At 67.9% G+C, this 21,139-nt stretch carries 24 protein-coding genes; 11 read left to right on the top strand and 13 right to left on the bottom strand.

Annotated elements, in window-relative coordinates; translation table 11 throughout:
* Positions 1 to 19: 19 nt before the first annotated feature.
* Together G6N26_RS12065 and G6N26_RS12060 are read right to left on the bottom strand one after the other, a co-directional pair.
* Positions 20 to 844 (bottom strand): hypothetical protein, encoded by an 825-nt coding sequence (locus G6N26_RS12065; RefSeq protein ID WP_083017583.1) that lies wholly within the window; start codon positions 842 to 844, stop codon positions 20 to 22.
* Entirely contained in the window at positions 841 to 1,449 is a 609-nt protein-coding gene (locus G6N26_RS12060) for a TetR/AcrR family transcriptional regulator (protein ID WP_083017585.1), read from the bottom strand. The genes G6N26_RS12065 and G6N26_RS12060 overlap by 4 nt, the downstream gene beginning before the upstream one ends.
* A gap of 155 nt (positions 1,450 to 1,604) precedes the next feature.
* Between G6N26_RS12060 and G6N26_RS12055 the strand changes: the two genes are divergently transcribed.
* On the top strand, positions 1,605 to 2,753 hold the full coding sequence (locus tag G6N26_RS12055) for a hypothetical protein (protein ID WP_083017587.1): 1,149 nt from the start codon (positions 1,605 to 1,607) through the stop codon (positions 2,751 to 2,753).
* A 40-nt stretch (positions 2,754 to 2,793) separates the two neighbouring features.
* Here G6N26_RS12055 and G6N26_RS12050 read toward each other — a convergent pair whose 3' ends face one another.
* From G6N26_RS12050 to G6N26_RS12040, 3 genes are read right to left on the bottom strand one after another with little or no spacing between them, the layout of a single operon-like run.
* Positions 2,794 to 3,291: a DUF302 domain-containing protein gene (locus tag G6N26_RS12050; protein ID WP_083017589.1), complete on the bottom strand. Its 498-nt coding sequence runs from the start codon at positions 3,289 to 3,291 to the stop codon at positions 2,794 to 2,796.
* The gene (locus G6N26_RS12045) at positions 3,278 to 4,237 is read right to left on the bottom strand and encodes a carbon-nitrogen hydrolase family protein (protein WP_083017590.1); all 960 of its coding nucleotides are present in this window, start codon (positions 4,235 to 4,237) and stop codon (positions 3,278 to 3,280) included. Before G6N26_RS12045 ends, G6N26_RS12050 begins: the two co-directional genes overlap by 14 nt.
* Positions 4,238 to 4,248: 11 nt before the next feature.
* On the bottom strand, positions 4,249 to 5,424 hold the full coding sequence (locus G6N26_RS12040; RefSeq protein WP_083017592.1) for a thiolase family protein: 1,176 nt from the start codon (positions 5,422 to 5,424) through the stop codon (positions 4,249 to 4,251).
* 92 nt (positions 5,425 to 5,516) lie between these two features.
* Between G6N26_RS12040 and G6N26_RS12035 the strand changes: the two genes are divergently transcribed.
* Positions 5,517 to 5,993 carry a winged helix-turn-helix transcriptional regulator gene (locus G6N26_RS12035; RefSeq protein WP_083017594.1) on the top strand — a complete coding sequence of 159 codons (477 nt, stop codon included), beginning with the start codon at positions 5,517 to 5,519 and terminating at the stop codon, positions 5,991 to 5,993.
* Here G6N26_RS12035 and rsgA read toward each other — a convergent pair.
* Together rsgA and aroA are read right to left on the bottom strand one after the other, a co-directional pair.
* Positions 5,977 to 6,960: a ribosome small subunit-dependent GTPase A gene (rsgA, locus tag G6N26_RS12030; RefSeq protein WP_067169253.1), complete on the bottom strand. Its 984-nt coding sequence runs from the start codon at positions 6,958 to 6,960 to the stop codon at positions 5,977 to 5,979. The genes G6N26_RS12035 and rsgA overlap by 17 nt on opposite strands.
* Complete coding sequence (gene aroA / locus G6N26_RS12025) at positions 6,957 to 8,252, bottom strand: 3-phosphoshikimate 1-carboxyvinyltransferase (protein WP_139799129.1); 1,296 nt, start codon at positions 8,250 to 8,252, stop codon at positions 6,957 to 6,959. Before aroA ends, rsgA begins: the two co-directional genes overlap by 4 nt.
* A 69-nt stretch (positions 8,253 to 8,321) precedes the next feature.
* On the opposite strand from aroA, the gene G6N26_RS12020 reads away from it, so the two are divergent.
* Positions 8,322 to 9,086: an SOS response-associated peptidase gene (locus G6N26_RS12020; protein WP_067169259.1), complete on the top strand. Its 765-nt coding sequence runs from the start codon at positions 8,322 to 8,324 to the stop codon at positions 9,084 to 9,086.
* A 15-nt stretch (positions 9,087 to 9,101) separates the two neighbouring features.
* Here G6N26_RS12020 and G6N26_RS12015 read toward each other — a convergent pair whose 3' ends face one another.
* The 3 genes from G6N26_RS12015 to G6N26_RS12005 form a co-directional block, all read right to left on the bottom strand.
* Positions 9,102 to 10,484 (bottom strand): HNH endonuclease signature motif containing protein, encoded by a 1,383-nt coding sequence (locus tag G6N26_RS12015; protein WP_163648792.1) that lies wholly within the window; start codon positions 10,482 to 10,484, stop codon positions 9,102 to 9,104.
* Between the two features lie 144 nt (positions 10,485 to 10,628).
* A complete protein-coding gene (locus tag G6N26_RS12010; RefSeq protein ID WP_067167073.1) occupies positions 10,629 to 11,252 on the bottom strand; it encodes a TetR/AcrR family transcriptional regulator in 624 nt (207 codons plus the stop codon).
* Positions 11,253 to 11,255: 3 nt separating this feature from the next.
* On the bottom strand, positions 11,256 to 12,026 hold the full coding sequence (locus G6N26_RS12005; protein WP_083020111.1) for an SDR family NAD(P)-dependent oxidoreductase: 771 nt from the start codon (positions 12,024 to 12,026) through the stop codon (positions 11,256 to 11,258).
* A 42-nt stretch (positions 12,027 to 12,068) separates the two neighbouring features.
* Between G6N26_RS12005 and G6N26_RS12000 the strand changes: the two genes are divergently transcribed.
* The 4 genes from G6N26_RS12000 to G6N26_RS11985 are packed head-to-tail and all read left to right on the top strand — an operon-like array spanning position 12,069 to position 16,254.
* Entirely contained in the window at positions 12,069 to 13,313 is a 1,245-nt protein-coding gene (locus tag G6N26_RS12000; RefSeq protein ID WP_083020109.1) for an alkyl sulfatase dimerization domain-containing protein, read from the top strand.
* The gene (locus tag G6N26_RS11995; RefSeq protein ID WP_083020107.1) at positions 13,310 to 14,059 is read left to right on the top strand and encodes an SDR family NAD(P)-dependent oxidoreductase; all 750 of its coding nucleotides are present in this window, start codon (positions 13,310 to 13,312) and stop codon (positions 14,057 to 14,059) included. Before G6N26_RS12000 ends, G6N26_RS11995 begins: the two co-directional genes overlap by 4 nt.
* Before the next feature lie 3 nt (positions 14,060 to 14,062).
* Entirely contained in the window at positions 14,063 to 15,247 is a 1,185-nt protein-coding gene (locus G6N26_RS11990; protein ID WP_083020106.1) for a sulfotransferase family protein, read from the top strand.
* Positions 15,244 to 16,254, top strand: a complete 1,011-nt coding sequence (locus G6N26_RS11985; RefSeq protein WP_083020104.1) for a zinc-dependent alcohol dehydrogenase — start codon at positions 15,244 to 15,246, stop codon at positions 16,252 to 16,254. The genes G6N26_RS11990 and G6N26_RS11985 overlap by 4 nt, the downstream gene beginning before the upstream one ends.
* Here the strand turns inward: G6N26_RS11985 and G6N26_RS11980 are convergent.
* Both G6N26_RS11980 and G6N26_RS11975 read right to left on the bottom strand, forming a co-directional pair.
* Positions 16,241 to 16,732: a YbaK/EbsC family protein gene (locus G6N26_RS11980; protein ID WP_083020102.1), complete on the bottom strand. Its 492-nt coding sequence runs from the start codon at positions 16,730 to 16,732 to the stop codon at positions 16,241 to 16,243. The genes G6N26_RS11985 and G6N26_RS11980 overlap by 14 nt on opposite strands.
* Before the next feature lie 15 nt (positions 16,733 to 16,747).
* A complete protein-coding gene (locus G6N26_RS11975; RefSeq protein WP_067167097.1) occupies positions 16,748 to 17,596 on the bottom strand; it encodes an SDR family oxidoreductase in 849 nt (282 codons plus the stop codon).
* 315 nt (positions 17,597 to 17,911) lie between these two features.
* Here G6N26_RS11975 and G6N26_RS11970 point away from each other — a divergent pair, with 315 nt between their 5' ends.
* A complete protein-coding gene (locus tag G6N26_RS11970; RefSeq protein WP_067167100.1) occupies positions 17,912 to 18,574 on the top strand; it encodes a sigma-70 family RNA polymerase sigma factor in 663 nt (220 codons plus the stop codon).
* Positions 18,571 to 18,885, top strand: a complete 315-nt coding sequence (gene rsrA / locus G6N26_RS11965; RefSeq protein ID WP_067167104.1) for a mycothiol system anti-sigma-R factor — start codon at positions 18,571 to 18,573, stop codon at positions 18,883 to 18,885. The genes G6N26_RS11970 and rsrA overlap by 4 nt, the downstream gene beginning before the upstream one ends.
* 4 nt (positions 18,886 to 18,889) lie before the next feature.
* Here rsrA and G6N26_RS26555 read toward each other — a convergent pair whose 3' ends face one another.
* Positions 18,890 to 18,964: a 50S ribosomal protein bL37 gene (locus G6N26_RS26555; protein WP_085976515.1), complete on the bottom strand. Its 75-nt coding sequence runs from the start codon at positions 18,962 to 18,964 to the stop codon at positions 18,890 to 18,892.
* A gap of 292 nt (positions 18,965 to 19,256) precedes the next feature.
* Between G6N26_RS26555 and G6N26_RS11960 the strand changes: the two genes are divergently transcribed.
* Together G6N26_RS11960 and G6N26_RS11955 are read left to right on the top strand one after the other, a co-directional pair.
* Positions 19,257 to 19,472, top strand: coding sequence for a biotin/lipoyl-binding carrier protein (locus G6N26_RS11960; protein WP_007773063.1), 216 nt, complete (start codon positions 19,257 to 19,259; stop codon positions 19,470 to 19,472).
* Between the two features lie 51 nt (positions 19,473 to 19,523).
* Complete coding sequence (locus G6N26_RS11955) at positions 19,524 to 21,023, top strand: sensor histidine kinase (protein WP_083020100.1); 1,500 nt, start codon at positions 19,524 to 19,526, stop codon at positions 21,021 to 21,023.
* The last annotated feature ends 116 nt before the right edge of the window (positions 21,024 to 21,139 follow it).

Here is a 21,139-nt window from a genome sequence, read left to right as displayed (position 1 = left end):
ACGCCCGCCGCGGGCGTCATCAGGGATGCGCGACGAGGTAGGTCTCGTTGTCCAGACCCGCGGTGAGTTCGTCGACGTCGAACGGGCGGTCGAGGCGGGCGTGGAATGCCGCCTTGTCGACGAGGAGGCCGATCTCCGCGGTCTGCCATGCGAACAATCGCCCGACGAGCGGGTAGATGCGGCGCATGATCGCCCGCTCGGCGGAACTGCAGCGGGAGGCGCAGTAGCCGACGTGGCCGATTTCGTCGGTGAGGATGTCGTTGTAGAGCAGTTCGATTCGTTGCGCGACCTCCGGCTCGTCGGCGAACAGCTTTCGGCCGATGCGGCGCAGTTCGTCAAACATGATGCAGCCGGCCATCTCGCCGGCCCCGACGAACAGGAAGCCGAGCCGTTCGGGCATGAACACGCTCGCCTTGACGAACTGGCGCAGCACGAACGGCGGGGGGATGACCTGGAAGGTCAGGTCGAAGACGTCGAGCGAGTACGCCAGCAGCCGGGTGTGGTAGTGCTCTTCGAGTTCGAGGTAGACGTTCTCGGGCGGCAGGCTCGCATCGCTGTTGCGCCCATAGGTTTCGCCGAGCCCGACGCCGAAGCGCTCGGCCTGATTCAGTTTGGCGGTCGCCAGCAGGAACAGCATCTTGGGATCCAGGCCCGGCTCTGGTCGCCGGCGGCGCAGGTTGCGCAGGAATGTCGATCGGTCGGCGGGATAAGCGGACCGGACGGGATTGGCTTCGAGCTCGTTGAAGAACCGCTCTCGATTCGCCAACCGCCTGTTCAGCAGGTCGGCTTCCCCGTCACGCCGGGTCAAGAAATCCCGGTAACCCTCGATGCCCGTGCGATTCATCGTTTCTCCATTCCTTTGACAATCGTTGTCACGTAACGGCTTAACAGCGCCGCATCGTGCGCGCCGGTGGACAGCAGCGCGAAGAGTCCGGTGAGGAAAAACGTCGCGAGTTCCGTCGGGTCGGAGCCGGCGGGCACCTGGCCGGCGTCCCGGGCCCGGCTGATCACCTCCGCCACGAACTGCGCGAGGGGATGCTGCGCCACTCCGTCTTCGACCGGACGGGTCGAGGAGAAGTGCAACCCGAGCATGTCCCGGAAGACGATGCCGCCCAATCGCCGTTCGGCGGCGAGCACGTGGCGCACGAGTTGCGAGAGCACGGACGCCAAATCGCCTTTGGCGCCGGCGAGTTCACTGATGATCCGGGTTTCCTCGTTGCGCTCCGCCTCGATCAGCACGTGTTCCTTGGTCGGGAAGTGGAAGTAGAACGTCCCCCTCACGACGCCCGCGGACGCGGCGATGGCACTGACGTCGGCGGCGGCAAAGCCGCGCTGCGCGATCTCGGAGAGCGCCGCGTCGAACAAGCGCGCCCGGGTCTCGAGTCGCCTGGCCTCCCGCACGCCGGCGGCGGCCGATTTTGCCGGGGGTGCTGAGCGGGGCGACTGCATCCAGGCACCGTACGCCCGATCGCTGACGGTCGTCAATGACGGGTGTCAGCGATTCTCGGTCGTCCTCCGGTCACACACCCTTGCTCGACATGTATCGTCGGCCTTTCGGTAAGCGCGCACCGTGGTGCGCACGCGGACACTGAGGACGCCCCAGAATGAGCGGTCACTGCAGCGACGACATCGAACGCATCGTTGGCCGCCTGGGCTTCAGCTGCGAGCACGCATCCCCGTGGGTGACGCTGCGGAATCCATTCCAGTTGGCGAACTGGACGATGCCCGTTCTCGAAATGCTGGTCGTCGCCGGCGCCGTGCTGGCGCTCTGGTGGGCGATCCGCCGACTGCGCCGCAACGGCGACCCCGTCAACCTCGTGATCTGGTTCGCCACGGTGATTTACCTGCTGATCGTTGAGCCACCGCTGTATTTTCCGACGGTCTTCGGTGTCGACGACTCCATCGGTGCGGTCTTCGCGCACAACGTCTTTACGGTCCAGTTCATGTATGACCGGCTGCCGCTCTACATCGTCGCGCTGTACCCGGCGATGATGACGTTGGCCTACGAAGTGGTGCGCAGCCTGGGCGTATTCCGGGACTGGGGCGCGGTCGTCGGCGCGGTGTGCGTGGGATTCGTCCACCACTGCTTCTACGAAATCTTCGACCAGTTGGGTCCGCAACTGCGCTGGTGGGCGTGGAACACCGACAACGCGATCAACCATCCGATGCTGGCGTCGGTGCCGATGAACAGCGTGTTGCTCTTCGCTACCATCGGTCCCGCCTGCGTGGCACTGTTCGCCCAGTTGTTCGTGACTCGTCCCATCGAGCGCGGCCGATTGCTGAGGCGAATGGGCTTGATCGGTCGCACATTCGGCGTGGCCGTGCTGGTACCGGTCGGCATGGCCATCGCCAATGTTCCGATCCTGCTTGCCGGTGGCGCGAATCCCGACGGTGCCCTGCGGCGGGCCGTGTATTTCGTCGTTCTCGGTGCGTTCGCTGTGGTGGCGATCCCCATCCTGTGTCGTCAGTGGCGCAACTCCGCGTTCACGCCCAGCGCGCGCAATCCCTTCGTCGCAATCTTCGGGTCCGCGTTCCTGATCGTGCTCGGGGCGCTATGGCTGACGGCGATGCCCGCCTATTGGGCAGCCTCGCACGGCCGCACGACCGACGGAACACCCACGGGCAACCCGATATACGCGCTGGTGTGCTTTGTGCTCGCGGCCGCGCTGGTGGTGTCGGTGACGATCCGAGCCGGCCGCCCGTCGGCCCTTATTCGTCGAGCGCAACGGACGCGCCAAGAGGTGGCGCCATGACGCTTGGGCCGCAGCTCGCCAACCGTCGGGTCCGGCGTCGTCAGCCGCTGGTCACCTTGTCGGCCAGCGCCGCCAGCTTCGCGTCGAGTCCCTGTGCCGCGCTGAGTAACTCGGGGTTTGGCTCCACCACCATCAGCGACGACGGCTTGACGTAGGTCAAACTACTGTTACCGTCACCCTCGTCGGTGATCAGCAGTTCGACCGGTGCGAACAATCCTGCCTTGACGTCGTGGCGCAGCATGGTGATGGCGATCAGAGGATTGCCGAGGATGACGCGCAGCGCCTTGCGGTCGATGCCGGCGTTGCCGATCCAGGCGCCGTGGTCAACCGTGCCGAACAACATGAATCCGCTTGGACCGACGTGGGATTCGACACGCTCCTGATACGACTTCCAGTCGCCGGTGCTCGTTGCGATGTCGTTGATCGGCACCGGTTGCTCACCGATGTCGGCCAGCAGCGCGGCGACCAGCTCGTCGTAGCTCTTGGCGCTGTCGTAGCGCACTCGCACGCCGTCGAAAAGGGTTTCAGACGCAGACACTTTCGACCTCCTCTGGTCCCATGCTCTCGTGTACCTGGGTACGTGGGGTGCGATCGATGAGCAGGCTGAGCGTTTCGGGCCGGCTGTAGTGGCCGCCGGCATCCATCAGCGCCTTCCGCGTGTTGATCAACGACAAGTCGAGGTCGGCGATGACGTCGCCCTCGCCCGTGCGCAGCGGCTCACCCAGGTATTCGCCCTGGGGCGTGATGATCGCGGTGAAGTGGCCGCCCGAGATGGGGCCGATCGGACAGTCGGTGTCGGCCATGATCCGCGCCTGCTGATCCGCGTCGAGCCAGGCGGTCGCGTTGACGACGAAGACGCCCGACTCGAGCGCGTGATTGCGCACGCTGATCTCCATCTGCCGCGCGAACAGGTCGCCGCCGAATGATCCGGGGAACATGCTCGAGTGGATCTGCTCGCCGTCGGCGATCAAGGCGTAGCGGGCCAACGCGTTGAAGTGTTCGTAGCACGCCAACTGTCCGATGCGCCCGACCGCGCTGTCGACCGCGCGCAGCCCGCTGCCGTCGCCCTGGCCCCAGACCATCCGTTCGTGGTAGGTCGGCATGATCTTGCGGCGGCGCTGCAGCAGGGTGCCGTCGGCGTCGAACAACAACTGCGTGTTGTACAGCGAAGCACCGTCGCGCTCGTTGACACCGATCGATACGACCATGCCTGCCGCTTGGGCGGCCTCGGCGATCGCGTCGACCGCCGGCGACGGGATCGCCACGGCCTGGTCGAGGAGCCGCAGGTGCTCCGGTCGCATCTCGAAGGGGCGCTGGACGAACGAGAAGTACGGGTAGTAAGGAATCACCGTCTCAGGGAACGTCGCGAACTGCACGTCGCGGTGTGCCAGCTGCGCGATCTTGCCGACCACCTTTTCCACGGTGCCCTCGCGACTGTAAAGAACCGGGCTGAGTTGCACTGCGGCGGCCCGGATTACGTCCATCGCCCCGCCCCCTAGCCCAGTCGCTCGATGATGGTGGCGTTGGCCATGCCGCCGCCCTCGCACATCGTCTGCAGCCCATACCGCCCGCCGCGCTGCTCCAGCGCGTTGACCATTGTCGTCATGATGCGAGCGCCGCTGGCGCCCAAGGGATGACCGATCGCGATCGCCCCACCGTTGACGTTGGTCTTGGCCAGATCGGCCCCGGTGTCGTGCGCCCAGGCCAGCACGACAGGCGCGAACGCCTCGTTCACCTCGAACAGGTCGATGTCGGCCAGCGTCAGCCCGGCTTTCGACAACACCTTCTCGGTGGCCGGAATGACGCCGGTCAGCATGTAGAGCGGGTCGGAGCCCACCACGGTGGTGGTGTGGATTCGGGCCAGCGGGCGCAGGCCCAGTTTCTTGGCGACCTCGCTGCTGGTGATCAACACCGCGGCGCTGCCGTCTGATAAGGGCGACGAGTTGCCCGGGGTGATCTCCCAATTGATCTGCGGGAAGCGGGCTTTGGCGGCCTCGCTGTAGAACGCCGGCTGCAGTGCGGCCAGTGTCTGCACCGTCGTGCCGGGCCGGATGATCTCGTCGGTGGCGAGCCCGGCGATCGGGATGAGTTCGTTGTCGAACAGTCCTTCCTTGGTGGCGCGGGCGGCCTTCTCGTGGCTGCCGGCGGAGAACTCGTCGAGCTCGGTGCGCGAAAAGCCCCACTTGGCGGCGATCAGTTCGGCGCTGATGCCCTGTGGCACCAGGCCGTCGGGGTAGCGCGCGTCCATGCCCTCGCCGAACGGGTTGCTGCCCGGCGACACCTGGCTGCCCATCGGGACGCGCCCCATCGATTCCACGCCGGCGGCGATCACCAGGTCGTAGGCGCCGGCGATCACACCCTGGGCCGCGAAGCTGATGGCCTGCTGGCTGCTACCGCACTGACGGTCGATGGTGACGCCGGGGACCGTCTCCGGGAATCCCGCTCCCAGCAGGGCGTTGCGCGCGATGTTGACGGCCTGGTCGCCGACCTGGGTGACGGCGCCGGCGATGACGTCGTCGACCTGCGCGGGATCGACGCCGGTGCGCGCCACCAGTTCGCGCAGGCTGTGCGCGAGCAGGTCGGCGGGCAGCACGTTGTGCAGCGCGCCACTCGCTTTGCCCTTGCCGATGGGCGTGCGCACTGCTCCGACGATGACGGCGTCGCGGGTCATGGCTCCTCCTCGAGTCCATCTGGGTATATCAACCTGTACTCAGGTAAACACCTCGGTATGCTGAAAGCAACCCAGCTGGGGAGGTGATTTAGATGACACTGCTGCAGGGACCGCTGGCCGACCGCGACGCGTGGTCGGCGGTGGGTGAGTGCGCGATCGAAAAGACAATGGCGGTCGTCGGCACCAAATCCGCGATGCTGATCATGCGCGAGGCGTACTACGGCACCACCCGGTTCGACGACTTCGCCCGCCGGGTGGGCATCACCAAGGCGGCGACGTCGGCGCGGCTGGCCGAGCTGGTGGAGCTGGGGCTGCTACGACGCCAGCCCTATCGCGAGCCCGGCCAGCGCCGCCGCGACGAGTATGTGCTCACCCCGGCGGGCATCGAGTTCATGCCGGTGGTGTGGGCGATGTTCGAGTGGGGGAGGCATCATCTGCCCGGGCGTCACCGGTTGCGGCTGACCCACCTGGGTTGCGGAGCCGAGGTGAGCGTCGAAATCCGGTGCGCTGAAGGCCATTTGGTGCCGGCGGATGAACTCGGCATGCGGTTGGCTAAGAAGCCTGGTTGAGCGCGGCCAGTAGCCGGCGGGCAGCCGCGACGCGGCGGGCGGCGGGCCCGGTCAGCGTGTCGAGCGCGCATTCGGGGTCGGCGGGCGGACCCATGTGCCCACAGCCGCGGGGGCAGTCCTCGATGGCGTCCGCCAGATCCGAGAACGCCATCATGACGTCGTCGGGCTGGATGTGGGCCAGCCCGAAGGAGCGGATGCCCGGCGTGTCGATCACCCAGCCCGACGTAGCCAATGGAAGCGCGACCGATTGAGTGGAGGTGTGCCGTCCCCGGCCGATGTCGGTGACGTCGCCGACGGCGCGGTCCGCGTCGGGCACCAACCGGTTCACCAACGTCGACTTGCCGACGCCGGAATGCCCGAGCAGCACGGTGGTCTTGCCGGCGAGCAGGTCGGCCACGGCGAGCAGGGGATCGTCGCGGCCCGCGGCGACCACCGTCAGGTCCAGGTCGACGAACTGCTCCGCGAACGGCTCCGGCGGGGCGAGGTCGGTCTTGGTCAGGCACAGGATCGGCGTGAGACCGCCGGCGTAGGCGGCGATCAGCGTCCGGTCCACCAGCCCGGTGCGGGGAGGCGGGTCGGCCAGCGCCACCACGATCAGCAGCTGGTCGGCGTTGGCGACCACCACCCGCTCGGTCGGATCGGTGTCATCGGCGGTGCGCCGCAACACCGTTCGGCGCTCACCGCGGCGCACGATGCGGGCCAACGTGTCCGGTCGCCCGGACAGATCGCCCACCACGTCGACGTCGTCGCCGACCACGATCGGCGTGCGGCCCAGTTCCCGGGCCCGCATGGCGGTGACCCGACGGTCGACGTCGCCGCCCAGGACGCATCCCCAGCGGCCGCGGTCGACACTGACCACCATGGCGGCCTGGGCGTCGGCGTGCTCGGGACGGGTCTTGGTCCGCGGCCGCGAACCCCGGCCGGAGCGGATCTTGACGTCGGACTCGTCGTAGTCGCCGGGCTTCACATGCCGTGCTCTTCCTGGGCGGACAGCATGCGGGCCCACAGCCGCGGAAAGTCGGGCAGCGTCTTGGTGGTGGCGCCGATGTCGTCGACCTCGACGCCGGCCACCCGCAGCCCGACGATCGCGCCCGCCATCGCCATCCGGTGGTCGGCGTACGCACGCCAGACGCCCGGTCGCAGCGGTGTCGCGGTGATCTCCAGGCCGTCGGGCGTTTCGGTGCAATCGCCGCCCAGGCGGTTGATTTCGGCGCTCAGCGCGGCGAGCCGATCGGTCTCATGGCCGCGCAGGTGGGCGATGCCGGACAGCCGGGACACCGAGCCCGGGGTCGCCAGCGCCGCCAGGGCGGCCACCGACGGGGTGAGCTCGCCGACCGCGCGCAGGTCGACGTCAAAACCGCCGTACTCCCCGGAGCCGCGCACCTCCAGGTACGAATCATGTTGGTTGACAATGGCATTCAGCTTGCCCAACACGTCCAGGATCTGGTCGGCGGGCTGCACGCTGTTCGCCGGCCACCCGGTGATGCGCACCGCGCCGCCGGTGACCACGGCCGCTGCAAGAAACGGAACTGCGTTGGTCAGGTCCGGCTCGACCTCCCAGTGCCGGGCCGCGACCGGTCCGGGCCGCACCTGCCAGCGGTTGGGAACGGAGTCGTCGACGTCGACGCCGGCCTGGCGCAGCATCATCACCGTCATCGCGATGTGCGGCGCCGACGGCAGCGCCGAACCGGTGTGCCGCACCGTGAGCCCCTCGGCGAAAGACGCCGCGCACAACAGCAACCCGGAGACGAACTGCGACGAGGCCGAGGCGTCGATCTCGACGGTGCCCCCGGTGATCGCACCGGTGCCCAGGACCCGGAACGGCAGGCCCGAGCCGTCGATCCGCACACCCAACCCGCGCAGCGCGTCGAGCAGCGGCGCGATCGGCCGCGCCCTGGCCTGCTCGTCGCCGTCGAACTCGACGATCGATTCGGCGAGCGCCGCCAGCGGCGGGACGAACCGCAGCACCGTGCCCGCCAGGCCGCAATCGACCTGGGCCATCGGTTCCGGCGATACGCGGCCGCTGACCGTCAACTCCGTCCCGTCGCCGTCGACGCGCAAGCCCAGCGTGCCCAGTGCGCCGATCATCAAATCGGTGTCCCGGCTGCGCAGTGCCCGGCTGATCATGGGGGCGCCCTGCCCCTGGGCGGCCGCCAGCGCCGCCAGCACCAGGGTCCGGTTGGTCTGCGATTTCGAACCGGGAACGGTCACGGTCGCGTGCACCGGTAGCGGTGCCTGGGGGGCCGGCCACGTATTCACCGGTCCATCATCGCCTGTTACCGGTTGCTGCCACCAATAGGAGTTCGGTGGCTCTGCCACCATGGAGGTATGTGCGGACGGTTCGCGGTCACCACCGACCCGGCCCTGCTGGCCCAGAAGATCAAGGCGATCGACGAGGCCACCGGCGCCGACGCCGATTCGAGCGCGCCGAACTACAACGTGGCTCCGACGTCGACCATCGCGGCCGTGGTCAGCCGGCATTCCGAACCCGAGGACGCGCCGACGCGGCGGGTGCGGCTGATGCGTTGGGGTCTGGTACCACCGTGGGCCAAGGCCGGCGCCGACGGCGCGCCCGAGACCAAGGGGCCGATGCTGATCAATGCCCGCGCAGACAAGGTCACCAGCTCGCCCGCTTTCCGGACCAGCGCCAAGTCCAAGCGCTGCCTGATCCCGATGGACGGCTACTACGAATGGCGGGTCAATTCCGACGCCGCGGCGGGCAAGAAGTCGCGCAAGACACCCTTTTTCATGTACCGCGAGGACGGCGAGCCGCTGTTCATGGCGGGCCTGTGGTCGGTGTGGAAACCCGCCAAGGACGCGTCGCCACTGCTGAGCTGCACGATCATCACCACCGATGCGCCCGGCGAGCTCGCGCAGATCCACGATCGGATGCCGTTGGTGATGCCGGAGCGCGACTGGGACCGGTGGCTCGATCCCGACGCCCCGATCGACGAAAGACTGCTGGCCCGCGCGCCCGACGTGCGCGCCATCCGCACGCGCGAAGTGTCGACGCTGGTCAACAGCGTGCGCAACAACGGCCCGCAGCTACTCGAGCCGGCCGAGCCGGAGCCCGAGCAGGCACGGCTTCTCTAGCGCCCCGGGCGTGGGTCATGCGGCCCCGTGATTGTCGGCTTCGTCGTCGTCGTCGGCGCGCAGGAGTTTTTCGGGGTGGTGGTAGGTGTTGGTGTGGGGTTGGCCGCGGTCGAATTCTGGTGGGGGTTTCCATTCGGTGTCGCCTTTGGCGTTTTTGCGGGTGCTCCAGCCGCCGGGTTTGATGAGGCGGTGATGGGGGCCGCAGGCGAAGGTGAGGTCGTTGATGTCGGTGGTGTGGCAGCTGGCGTAGTCGGTGACGTGGTGGACTTCGCAGTAGTAGCCCGATGCGGTGCAGCCCGGCGCGGTGCAGCCGCGGTCCTTGCCGTACAACACAATCCGCTGCCCGGGTGAGGCCAGCCGTTTGGTGTGATACAGGGCCAGGGCGTTGCCTTTGTCGAAGATCGCCAGGTAGTGGTTGGCGTGGCGGCCCAGGCGGATCACATCACTCATCGGCAAAATCGTGCCCCCACCGGTAAAGCCGCGCCCGGCGGCGGCCTGCAGTTCGGCCAATGTGGTGGTGACGATGATGGAGGCCGGTAACCCGTTGTGCTGGCCCAGCTTCCCGGAGGCCAGCAGCGCGCGCAGCGCGGCCAGCAGGGCGTCGTGGTGGCGTTGGGCGCGCGAGCGGGTGTCGGCGTCGATGGCGGCTTGGTTGGGCGTGCCATCCACGCAGGGGGTCTGGTCGCCGGGGTTGCACATGCCTGGGGCGCCGAGTTTGGCTTCCACGGCTTCCAGGGTGGCGCGTAGCTCGGGGGTGATCAGGCCCCGCAGCGCCGACATGCCATCGGGCTGTTGGTTGCCCAGGATCAGGCCGCGCTGGCGGGCGCGGTCCTCATCGGTGAAGATGCCATCGGGGTTGAGGGTGTTGGTGAGCGCGCGGGCCAGCTCTTTGAGGTGTTCGGGGCCGAATTGGGTGCCGAGCTCGGCCAGTTGGGCTTCGGCGACCTCGCGGGCCGCGGCGCTGACCCAGCCGGGTAGGTGGTGGTAGAAGTTGCGGATCACCGCCACCTGGCCAGCACCCAGGGTGCCGGCGCGTTGGGCGGCGGCGGTGGCGGCCAGGGCGGGCGGCATGGGTTCACCGGTTAGGCCATGGCGTTGACCTAGATCGGCGGCTTCTTTGATGCGCCGGGAGGCTTCGTTGCGGCTGATCAGGGTGCGCTCGGTCAACGCGTGGGAGAGCCCGGCGCCCAGTTCTTGGGAGGGGACCTGGCGGGCAAGGGAATTGAGCAGCGGATGCTCGATGACCGGAAGGCGCCGGCGCAGCCGTTCACAGCGCTCCAACACCGCCAGCTGCTGCTGGATGGTCAACGCATCAAGCACCAACGCGCAGGCGCGGTCCACCTCGGCATCGAGCGCATCGAACACCGCATCGACCTCAGCCTGACTACTTGAACTCACACCGCCAAACTAACGACACCCACCGACAGAAAGCCCCGTATTGTGACCACAGAAACCACAGTGACACAATGGATTTCGCTATACGTTTCCAATATCCGTAACCGCACCCGCGGGCGGCTTCGCGCCGGCCGGCGTCCCCGCCACCTAACGTCGCTGAGCCGCGAGCGCCACGGCGGTGGCCACCGCTTCCAACATGCGGGTGAGTTGCTCGGCGTCGCCGACGGAGCGGTCACCGGCGGCCAGTCGGGTGAAGATGCCGGCGATGAACGTCGTGACGGCGGCGGTCTGCTCGCCCAGCAACTCGGGATCGCGGGTGTCGGGCTGCAGGTGAGCGATCGCATCGCGCGCCATCGCGTTGACCCGGGCGACGAAAACCTGCGATGTCGCGGCCAGATCGGGATCGCGTGCGGCGCCCAGCAGCAACTCGTGACGCGCGCGATTGAGCATCAGCCCGGAGCCGTCGGCCTGCATCATGGCGAGCCGCGCCAGGTGCGCGAACGGCGAGACCGGGTCGACCGGCTCGTCGATCACCGACTGCAAGTTGGCGACATCGATTTCGGCCACCCGCTTGCCGACGCCGCGCAGCAGGGCCGCACGAGTGCGGTAGTAGTAGGACGTGGTGCCCTCGGGGACGCCGGCGCAGCGGTCGACCTGCCCGTGGGTGAGTCCGCGGGATCCGTGCTCGGCGAGCACCCGGATCGCCGCGTCGCACAGGTCGCGGCGGCGTTCATCGCCGTCGCGTTTGCGGGACCTCGTACTGGCGGCCATGGGTCACCGAAGGACGGTGCCGCCGTCGATGTTGACCACCTGGCCATTGATCCACTCGCCCTCGTCGGACAGCAGGAACGCGACCAGCGCGGCGATGTCGCCCGGAGCGCCGACGCGCGGTCCGCGAATGCGCTTGAGCGCGCAGGCCTCCAGGTCCGGCCACTGCGGCACCGAGCGGATGGTCTCGGTCGCGGTGAACCCGGGCGCGACCGCGTTGCACCGGATGTTGTCCTTCCCCCACCGCGACGCGACGTGGCGGGTGAGCGCACCGATGCCGGCCTTCGCGGTGGCATAGGCCGGGCGCGCGGACTCTCCCTGGAACGCCGCCGCCGACGACATGTTGACGATCGCCCCGCCGCCGCGGTCCAGCATTTTCGGGATGGCGTATTTCATCGCGGCCACGTACCCGCGCAGGTTGACCGCCATCACCCGGTCCCAGACGCCGAAATCGATGTCCACCACGTCGGTGTCGACGCGGATGGTGCTCATGTCGGCGCCCACGTTGAACAGCAGGTCCACACCGCCGAAAGTCGTTGCGGCGGCGTCGATCAGCCCGGAGACCGACGCTGGGTCCGCCAGGTCGAAGGCCACGTGCGTCGCCGTGCCGCCGCCGGCGGCGATGCGTTCGGCCGTCTGCCGCGCGGCCTCGGCGGCGACGTCGCCGACGATCACTCGGCACCCTTCCTCGGCGAGGCGGGCGGCCGTCGCCGCACCGATGCCCGTGGCGCCGCCGACCACGACCACCACCTTGTCGGTCAGACCCTGCAATCCCATGGATATTGACTTTACCTCTAGAACTGTAGAGGATCGCCAGTCATGGCTGGGATTCATCGGGAGCGGCCCGGAGCCGGCGACCTCTCGGCGGCGACGGACGCCCCCGCGACACCGCTTGACGACGGCATCTGGATGTCGCCGGGTGTCTCCAACACCTACGCGGTGGCCACCGACGAGGGGCGGGTCATCGTCAACAGCGGGCTGGTCTTCGAAGGACCGTTGCACCGCAAGGCTTTTGTCGATGTGCCCGGCCCGACGCGGGCCATCGTCGTCACCCAGGGGCACGCCGACCATTGGGGCGGGGTGAATTCACTGCGCGACGAGGGCACGAACGTGGTGATGCACCGCAACTATCGGTACTGGCGCGACGACAACACGCTGCTCATGGGCTATCGCGTGCCCAAGACGTCGTTCGCCTTCCAGAAGTTCTCCGACGCGGTGCTCGAGCACTTCAGGACCATCGACCCCGCGACCATCGACTTCTCGTTTCCCGAGCCGACGACGACGTTCGACCAGCGCCACAGCATCACCGTCGGCGGGCGCCCCTTCGAGCTCGCGTGGACGCCGGGCGGCGAGACCACCGACGCGCTGGTAATGTGGCTGCCCGAGGACCGGATCCTGTTCAGCGGCAACCTGTTCGGACCGCTGTTCGGGCATGTGCCGAACCTGATGACCATCCGCGGCGATCGTTACCGCGATCCGATCCTCTACATCGAGTCGTTGAATACCGTGCTCGAATACGGCCCGCAGCGGCTGATCACCGGCCACTTCGACCCCATCGAGGGCGCCGATCGCATCGCGGAGGAAGTCACCGCGATGCGGGACGCCATGCAGGCCGTGCACGACCGCACCGCCGAGCTGATGAACTCCGGCGCCGACATCCACACCGCGATGCGCGAGGTCTCGGTGCCCGAACATCTCGACATCGGCGAAGGCTACGGCAAGACTTCGTGGAATGTGCGGGCCATCTGGGAGATGTACACCGGGTGGTTCCGGCATCGCTCCACCACCGAACTCTATGGGATCCCACCGGATTCCATCGCGGCCGACGTGGTGAGCGCGGCCGGCGCCGACGCGCTCGTGGACGCGGCCCGCGCGCACGTGTCCGCCGGAAGACCGGTGCAGGCCATCCATCTCACCGACCTGATCCTGGCCGCCCAGCCGTTGCACGCGGCGGCACGCGCGGTCGCCGCCGACGCCCACGAAGCGCTGTTGGCCGACACCGAGAACTTCTGGGAAAAAGCCTGGCTCACCAAATCCATCGACGAACTGAGGTCGCCCGAATGAACACCGTCAACTTCGATTTCACCGGCGCCCACGTGCTGGTGACCGGCGGCACCAGCGGCATCGGCAACGCCATCGCCGCCGCATTCGCCGGCGCGGGCGCCGCCGTCACGGTGACCGGCACCCGTGGGTCCGCCGCGGACTATCCCGAGACGGATCTGAACGCATACACCTACCGCCAGTGTCAGATTCAGGATCCGGAATCGGTTGACGCCCTGGCGGACTCGCTTGGCGAGCTGGACATCCTGGTCAACAACGCGGGCGGCCCCTATCCCGCTGGCGACGAATACGACCCGGACGGCTACGTCGCGTCGGTGACGCAAAACATGCTCGGCCCGATGCGGCTGACCATGCGCTGCCACGACCGCCTCAAGTCCAGCCAAGCCCCCGGCGGGGCGAGCGTCGTCAGCGTCGTATCGATGTCCGCGTTCCGCTCCGCCGTGTTCGTCCCCGGCTACGCCTCCTCGAAGATGGGCCTGATCGCCCTGACGATGAACCTCTCGCGGCGGTGGGCCAACGACGGAATCCGGGTCAACGCCATCGCGCCCGGGCTCATCGACACCCGAATGACCCATCCGGCCATGGGAATTCCCGAGGTGATGGACATCGAGATCGGCTTCCACACGCCCCTCGGACGGCCCGGCACGCCGCAGGACTGCGCCGGCGCGGCGCTGTTCCTGTGCACCGACGCCGCCTCGTACATCACCGGCACCACCATCGCCGTCGACGGCGGATACCTGACGGTCTGAACCATGGGTGATTTCGACGACATCTCGACCACCGACGACGTCTTCAAGCTGGCCGCGCAGCGCACCGGCCTGAGCGAAATCGATTCCGACTCTTGGCGAGACGGGCTGGCGATCATGCTCGACGAGCTCAACAGCTCGCCGGCGTTCACGCCGTTCGGCCGTGAACGCGTCCTCGACGACGCCACCAACGCCCTCGGGCGCCGCATGCAGGTCCACGACTACATCACCACACACCCGGACGTAGTGGACACGCCCGTCGAGCGGCCACTGATCGTGCTCGGCATGCCGCGCACCGGCACCACCGTGATCAGCTACCTGCTCGACCAGGATCCGGCCCGGCGCTCGCTGCTGCACTGGCAGTGCGTGGATCCGATCCCGCCGGCTTCCACCGAGACGCTGCGCACCGACCCGCGTTGCCTGAGCCTGCTGGAGGAGCAGCGCAAGATCCTCGAACTGGTCACCCAGGCGAAAATGCCGCTGCCGCACTGGGAAGACGCCGACGGCCCCACCGAGGACATGTTCATCCACAACCAGGACTTCAAAGGCCTGTCCTGGGACTCGTTCCTGCCGACGGATCGCTACGCGCGGTGGCTGTTCGACGAGGCCGACATGAGCAGCACCTACGAGTATCAGAAGCGCTACCTGCAGGTCCTGCAGTCCACCGCGCCGGGCAACTGGAGCCTGAAGATGCCCTCGCATTCCGTGCACATCGAGGCGCTGCTCAAGGTGTTTCCCGACGCCCGGCTGATCTGGGCGCACCGCGATCCGTACAAGGCGACCGGGTCGCTGTGCAACCTGTGGCGGCTGCCCCAGAGCCTGGTGATGAACACCGACCTCGTCGACCAGACGGACATGGGCGAGCTCGCGAAGTGGCAGATGCGCTACCACGTCGAACGGCCGCTGCGAGCCCGCGAGCGCATCGGCGACGAACGCTTCTTCCACATGTACTACCACGAGATGATGCGCGACCCGATGGACGTCATGCGGCGCATCTACGACTGGGCCGACGAACCGCTGCCCGCCGCAACCGAAGGGCGCATGCGCAATTGGCTCGCCGAGCACCCGCAGGACCGCTTCGCGCTCAACGCGTATCGCCTCGACGAATACGGCCTGACCGTCGAGGCGCTCGAGCCGGTCTTCGCCGAGTATCTGGAGACCTTCGACATCGAACTGGAGGGCGCGCCGTGAAAGCATCCGTGGTCACCGGCCCGGGCAAGGCCGAGGTGCTCGACGCCGAGCGTCCCACGGTGGGCCCCACCGACGTACTGGTGCGGATGTGCGCCTGCGGCATCTGCGGTTCGGACGCATTCTACATCAGCATCGGCGGGCTGCCCCCGCGGCAGGGGCACACGCCGCTCGGACACGAGCCCGCCGGGGAGATCGCCGAGGTCGGCGAGCAGGTGAGCGGCCTGGCCGTCGGCGACCACGTCGTCATCAACCCGATGGCCGCCCCCGGTGGCATCATCGGCAACGGCGGGCCCAGCGGCGCGCTCGCCGATTACCTGCTCATCGAAAACGCCGTGCGCGGAACGAGTCTCGAGGTCATCCCCGACCACATCCCGTGGGAGGTGGCCGCGCTCAACGAGCCGATGGCCGTCGCGCGCCACGGCGCCAACCGCTGCCGACCCAAACCCTCGGACAAGGTGGTGGTGTTCGGCGCCGGGCCGATAGGACTCGGCGCCACACTGGCCTTCAAATCCCTTGGCGTGAGCCATGTCGTCGTCGTGGACCTGCTCCCCGGCCGCCTGGACAAGGCGCTGCAGATCGGCGCCGACGCCGTCATCAACTCCGCCGACGAGGACGTCGTGGCGCGCCTGATCGAACTGCACGGCGCGGGTGAGAGCATGTACCCCGGAAAGGCCGGCACGAACATCTATCTCGACGCGGCCGGTGTGCCCGCCGTCGTCAACACCGCGCTCGCCGCGGCGCAAAGGGGCGCCACCGTGGGCATCGTCGGCGTCCACAAAGAGCCGGTGCCCGTCGACCTGATCAACGTGATGAGCAACGAGATCACGCTCCTCGGAAGCATGGGTTACCCCGACGAAATCTTCGAGGTGACAAAAGATCTCGTGGCGAACTGGGAGAAGTACGCGCTGATCGTCAGCCACACCATCGGATTCGGCGACGTCGGCGAGGCGCTCGAGCTCGCCCAAACTCCGGGCGCCGCCGACAAGGTCGTCGTCACGTTCGGCTGATGTCGGCCGTGATCGCGCCGGTGAGTCGGACCAGGTCCTTTGGCGCCACCGCGACCTCCCAGCCTCGGCGGCCGGCGCTGCAGAACACCCGCTCCCAGCCCAGCGCGCTGGAGTCGATGACCGTGCGCAACCACTTGCGCTGACCGAACGGCGACACCGCGCCGACGACGTAACCGGTGGTCCGCTCGGCGACCGAAGCCTCGGCCATGGATGCCTTGGCGACCCCCAGCGCCGCGGCGGCCGCCTTCAACGAGAGGCGCGCGGTCGCCGGCACGATCGCGACCGCCAGACCGTCCGGCGCCGCGACGATGAGGGTCTTGTAGATCTGCCCGGGTTCGATGCCGGCGGCTGTGGTGAGCGCGTTGACCGCCTCCGCGCTGAACGATTGCTGCTGCCGGTCGTGATCGAAGGTCAAGACCTCGTGCGGCACACCGGCTTTCACCAACGCGGCAATGGCCGGGGTAGCGGCGGAGGCCAAGGTCAGACGCGCCTGTTACGGCCCGGAGTACCCCGGCGGGTTGACCCCGTCAACCCAGAAGTCCACGCCCAGCTTCGATCCCGGAATGCAGTCGTAGGTCGACAGGTCCGTGACGCCGGATTCCACCAGCACGTCCTCGCACAGCAGCATGTTGCCGGTGAACTCCTTGGCCGGCTTGTTGAGGACGACGTAGGCGGCGTCCGAGTACACGTCGGGCTTGCGGGCGCGGCCCATCGCCTCGTCACCGCCGAGGAGGTTCTGCACCGCGGCCGTCGCCACCAGCGTGCGCGGCCACAGCGTGTTCGACGCGATGCCCTCGTCGCGCATTTCTTCGGCGATGCCCAGCGCGCACAGCGTCATGCCGAACTTGGCCATCATGTACGCCGTCGGCTTCAACCACTCCCGGCCCAGCAGCACCGGCGGCGACAGCGTCAGGATGTGCGGGTTCTCGCGGCCCTTCAGATGCGGGATGCAGGCCTGCGACACCGCGTAGGTGCCCCGCACCTGGATGCCGTTCATCAGGTCGAACCGCTTCATCGGCACCTCGGTGATCGATCCGAGGTTGATCGCCGACGCGTTGTTGACGCAGATGTCGATGCCGCCGAACTGCTCGACGGTCTTGGCGACGGCGGCCTCGACCGAATCCGGGTCGCGCACGTCCCCGACGATCGGCAGGGCCTGGCCGCCCGCCTCTTCGAGCTCCTTGGCCGCGGTGAACACCGTTCCGGGCAGCTTCGGGTGCGGCTCGGCGGTCTTGGCGATCAGGGCGATGTTGGCACCGTCCTGGGCGGCGCGCTTGGCGATCGCCAGGCCGATGCCGCGGCTGGCGCCGGAGATGAACATGGTCTTGCCATTCAGGGACATGGCGTCACACTAACGCCACGCCGGAATCGGTCCGCCCGGGGTCTGCGTCCGGGAGCGGGCACCGATATTGCCGGCCGAATTCCGCCCCGGAAATAGGCGGATCGCGCGCGCGGTTGATCCAATTGGTTTTTCGATGCGGTGAGTCACACCCGGGCGGACACTGTCGGAGTGAGCCTTTAGATTGGGAGGAGCAGCGTGGTGTCAACGGCGACGAGCCTGTTAGGCGAGGAGCAGTTGGCTGGCGTCCTTGCGAGTCCGGTGGCGCTTTCGGTGCTTTCCGGTAACACCGCAGCAGAAGGGACCGGGTTAATCGATATGGCCGATTCTTTAGATGGCCGCGACGGCGAGGCAGGACCGTCCATCACCGAGCCCGCGGCGCCCGAAGAGACGGACGCTGAGCTCACGGCACGGTTCGAGCGCGACGCGATCCCCCTGCTGGACCAGCTTTATGGCGGCGCGCTGCGCATGACGCGCAATCCCGCCGACGCCGAGGATCTGCTGCAGGAGACGATGGTGAAGGCCTACGCGGGCTTCCGGTCGTTTCGGGCGGGCACCAATCTCAAAGCCTGGCTGTACCGGATCCTGACCAACACCTACATCAACAGCTACCGCAAGAAGCAGCGCCAGCCCGCGGAGTACCCGACCGAGGAAATCACCGACTGGCAGCTGGCCGCCAATGCCGAGCATTCCTCCACCGGGCTGCGTTCGGCCGAGGTGGAGGCGCTGGAGTCGCTGCCGGATTCCGAGATCAAGGACGCGCTGCAGGCTTTGCCGGAGGAATTCCGGATGGCCGTCTATTACGCCGACGTCGAGGGTTTTCCGTATAAGGAAATCGCCGAGATCATGGATACGCCCATCGGAACGGTAATGTCACGGCTGCACCGCGGCCGACGGCAACTGCGCGGCCTGTTGGCCGACGTCGCCAAGGAGCGGGGCTTCAACCGCGGTCAGCAGACGCACGAGGAGGTGTCGTCATGAGCGAGTTCGCCGGTCAGGGCGGTGCTTCGCCGGATGCGTGCCCCAACGACGAGTCCCACGGCAGCGTCGGCTGCGCGGAGGTCATCCGTCAGGTCTGGCTGCTGCTCGACGGTGAATGCGGCCCGGACACCCGCGAACAACTGCGTCAGCATCTCGAGGCGTGCCCCGGCTGCTTCAAGCACTACGGTCTCGAAGAGCGGATCAAGGCATTGATCGCCACCAAGTGCAAAGGCGAGAGGGCCCCCGAGGGGCTGCGCGAGCGCCTACGGCTCGAGATCCGGCGCACCACCATCATCCGGGGTGCGCAGTAGCGTCCTAGGAATTGGGCCGCTTGCCGTGGTTGGCCTTGCTGTGCTTGCGGTCGCGCTTCTTACGGCCTCGTTTGGCCATGGGTGGAACCTCCGTTGATTGCTTGTCAAACCAGGCGCCTGGCGCCGGTTGGCTTGCCGTCCAGTCTCTCATGAGACGTGCCGCGCAGTGTCTTCGGCCTGATGCCGCGCGCGGCGGGCGCGGTCGGGGGCCGTGGGCCGTCGTCCCGGTGGGCCCTGTGGTTCGATGTAGGCGAGCCTGATAGAACGTTGATCGATTAACAAACGGCGATGGACCAAGAACCAGCGATGGACCGACAACCGGCGATGACCAGCAGCCAGCCTGCGCAGAGGCCGAAAAGAGTGGGGTGAAGATGGCCGAGGATGTGCGCGCCGAGATCGTGGCCAGCGTGCTCGAAGTCGTTGTCAACGAGGGTGATCAGATCGGCAAAGGCGACATCGTGGTGCTGCTGGAGTCGATGAAGATGGAGATTCCCGTCCTTGCGGAGGTCGGCGGCACCGTCAGCAAGGTGAGCGTGTCGGTGGGCGACGTCATTCAGGCGGGCGACCTCATCGCGGTGATCAGCTAGCCGGCCAGGCCCCCTTGACCGACCGCCGGGGAACGACCCGGGGAGTAAGCGATGTCAACTCTCGGTGATCTGCTCGCCGAACACACCATGTTGCCGGGCAATGCGGTCGACCATCTGCACGCGGTCGTGGGGGAGTGGCAGCTGCTGGCCGACCTGTCGTTCGCCGACTACCTGATGTGGGTGCGCCGCGACGACGGCGTGCTGGTGTGCGTGGCGCAGTGCCGGCCCAATACCGCGCCCACGGTGCTGCAGACCGACGCGGTGGGCACCGCCCTCGCCTCCGAGCGGCTGGCCCTCGTCGCCGACACTTTCGCGTCGGGCACCGCCAAGCGGGATGACTTTGCGGGGCAAGAGAATTCGTGGCTGCCGGGCACCCACGTCGAGGCGTCCCCGGTGCGGTACGGCGGCCAGGTGGTGGCCGTGCTCACCCACCATCAGACCGCGGTGGCCGCCGACCGCGCGTCCGGGCAGCTGGAGATCGCCTACCGGCAGTGCGCCGGCGACCTCGTCCACATGCTCGGCGAGGGCAGCTTTCCCGACGCTGGGGACGTGGTGATGTCGCGCTCCACCCCCCGGGTCGGCGACGGCTTCATCCGCCTCGATGTCAAGGGCGTCGTCGACTACGCCAGCCCCAACGCGCTGTCGGCCTACCACCGCATGGGCCTGACCGCCGACCTGGAGGGGCACAACCTCATCGAGGTCACGCGCCCGCTGATCTCGGACCCGTTCGAGGCGCAGGAAGTCGCCGAGCATGTGCGGGATCTGGTGGCCGGCGGGCGCAGCATGCGCATGGAGGTCGACGCCGGGGGAGCCACCGTGCTGCTGCGCACGCTGCCGCTGGTGGTCGACGGCGCCAGCGCCGGCGCGGCGGTGCTGATCCGCGACGTCACCGAGGTCAAGCGGCGCGACCGGGCCCTGATCTCCAAGGACGCCACCATCCGCGAAATCCACCACCGGGTGAAGAACAACCTGCAGACCGTCGCGGCGCTGCTGCGCCTGCAGGCCCGCCGCACGGCCAACGCGGAGGGCCGCGAGGCGCTCATCGAGTCGGTGCGCCGGGTGTCCTCGATCGCGTTGGTGCACGACGCGCTGTCGATGTCGGTGGACGAGCAGGTCAACCTCGACGAGGTCATCGACCGGATCCTGCCGATCATGAACGACGTGGCCTCGGTGGACCGGCCGATCCGCATCAACCGGGTCGGCGATCTGGGCGTGCTGGACTCCGACCGGGCCACCGCCCTGATCATGGTGATCACCGAGCTGGTGCAAAACGCGATCGAGCACGCCTTCGACCCGGCGGTCGAGGAAGGCTCGGTGACGATCCGCGCCGAGCGCTCCGCGCGCTGGCTGGACGTCGTGGTGCACGACGACGGCCGCGGACTGCCGGACGGATTCAGCCTCGAGACCTCCGACAGCCTCGGCCTGCAGATCGTGCGGACGCTGGTCTCGGCGGAGCTGGACGGCACCCTGGGCATGACCCAGGCCGCGGCTCGCGGCACCGATGTGGTGTTGCGCGTCCCCATCGGTCGACGGACCCGAATGTTGTTGTAGGCGTGACGCACTGCCACACGCCCCGATGCGCACCCGCGCGGCCGCAAGTGGCCGTGCCCACACGCAAGAGTGCGGCCCCGACAACGTCGAGGCCGCACTGTTTTGCGTTATCTGGG

This window comes from Mycobacterium marseillense (assembly GCF_010731675.1).
Classification (GTDB): Bacteria; Actinomycetota; Actinomycetes; order Mycobacteriales; family Mycobacteriaceae; genus Mycobacterium; species Mycobacterium marseillense.
The sequence above is the reverse complement of the archived record's forward strand: the minus strand, read 5'-3'. Positions and strand labels throughout refer to the sequence as shown.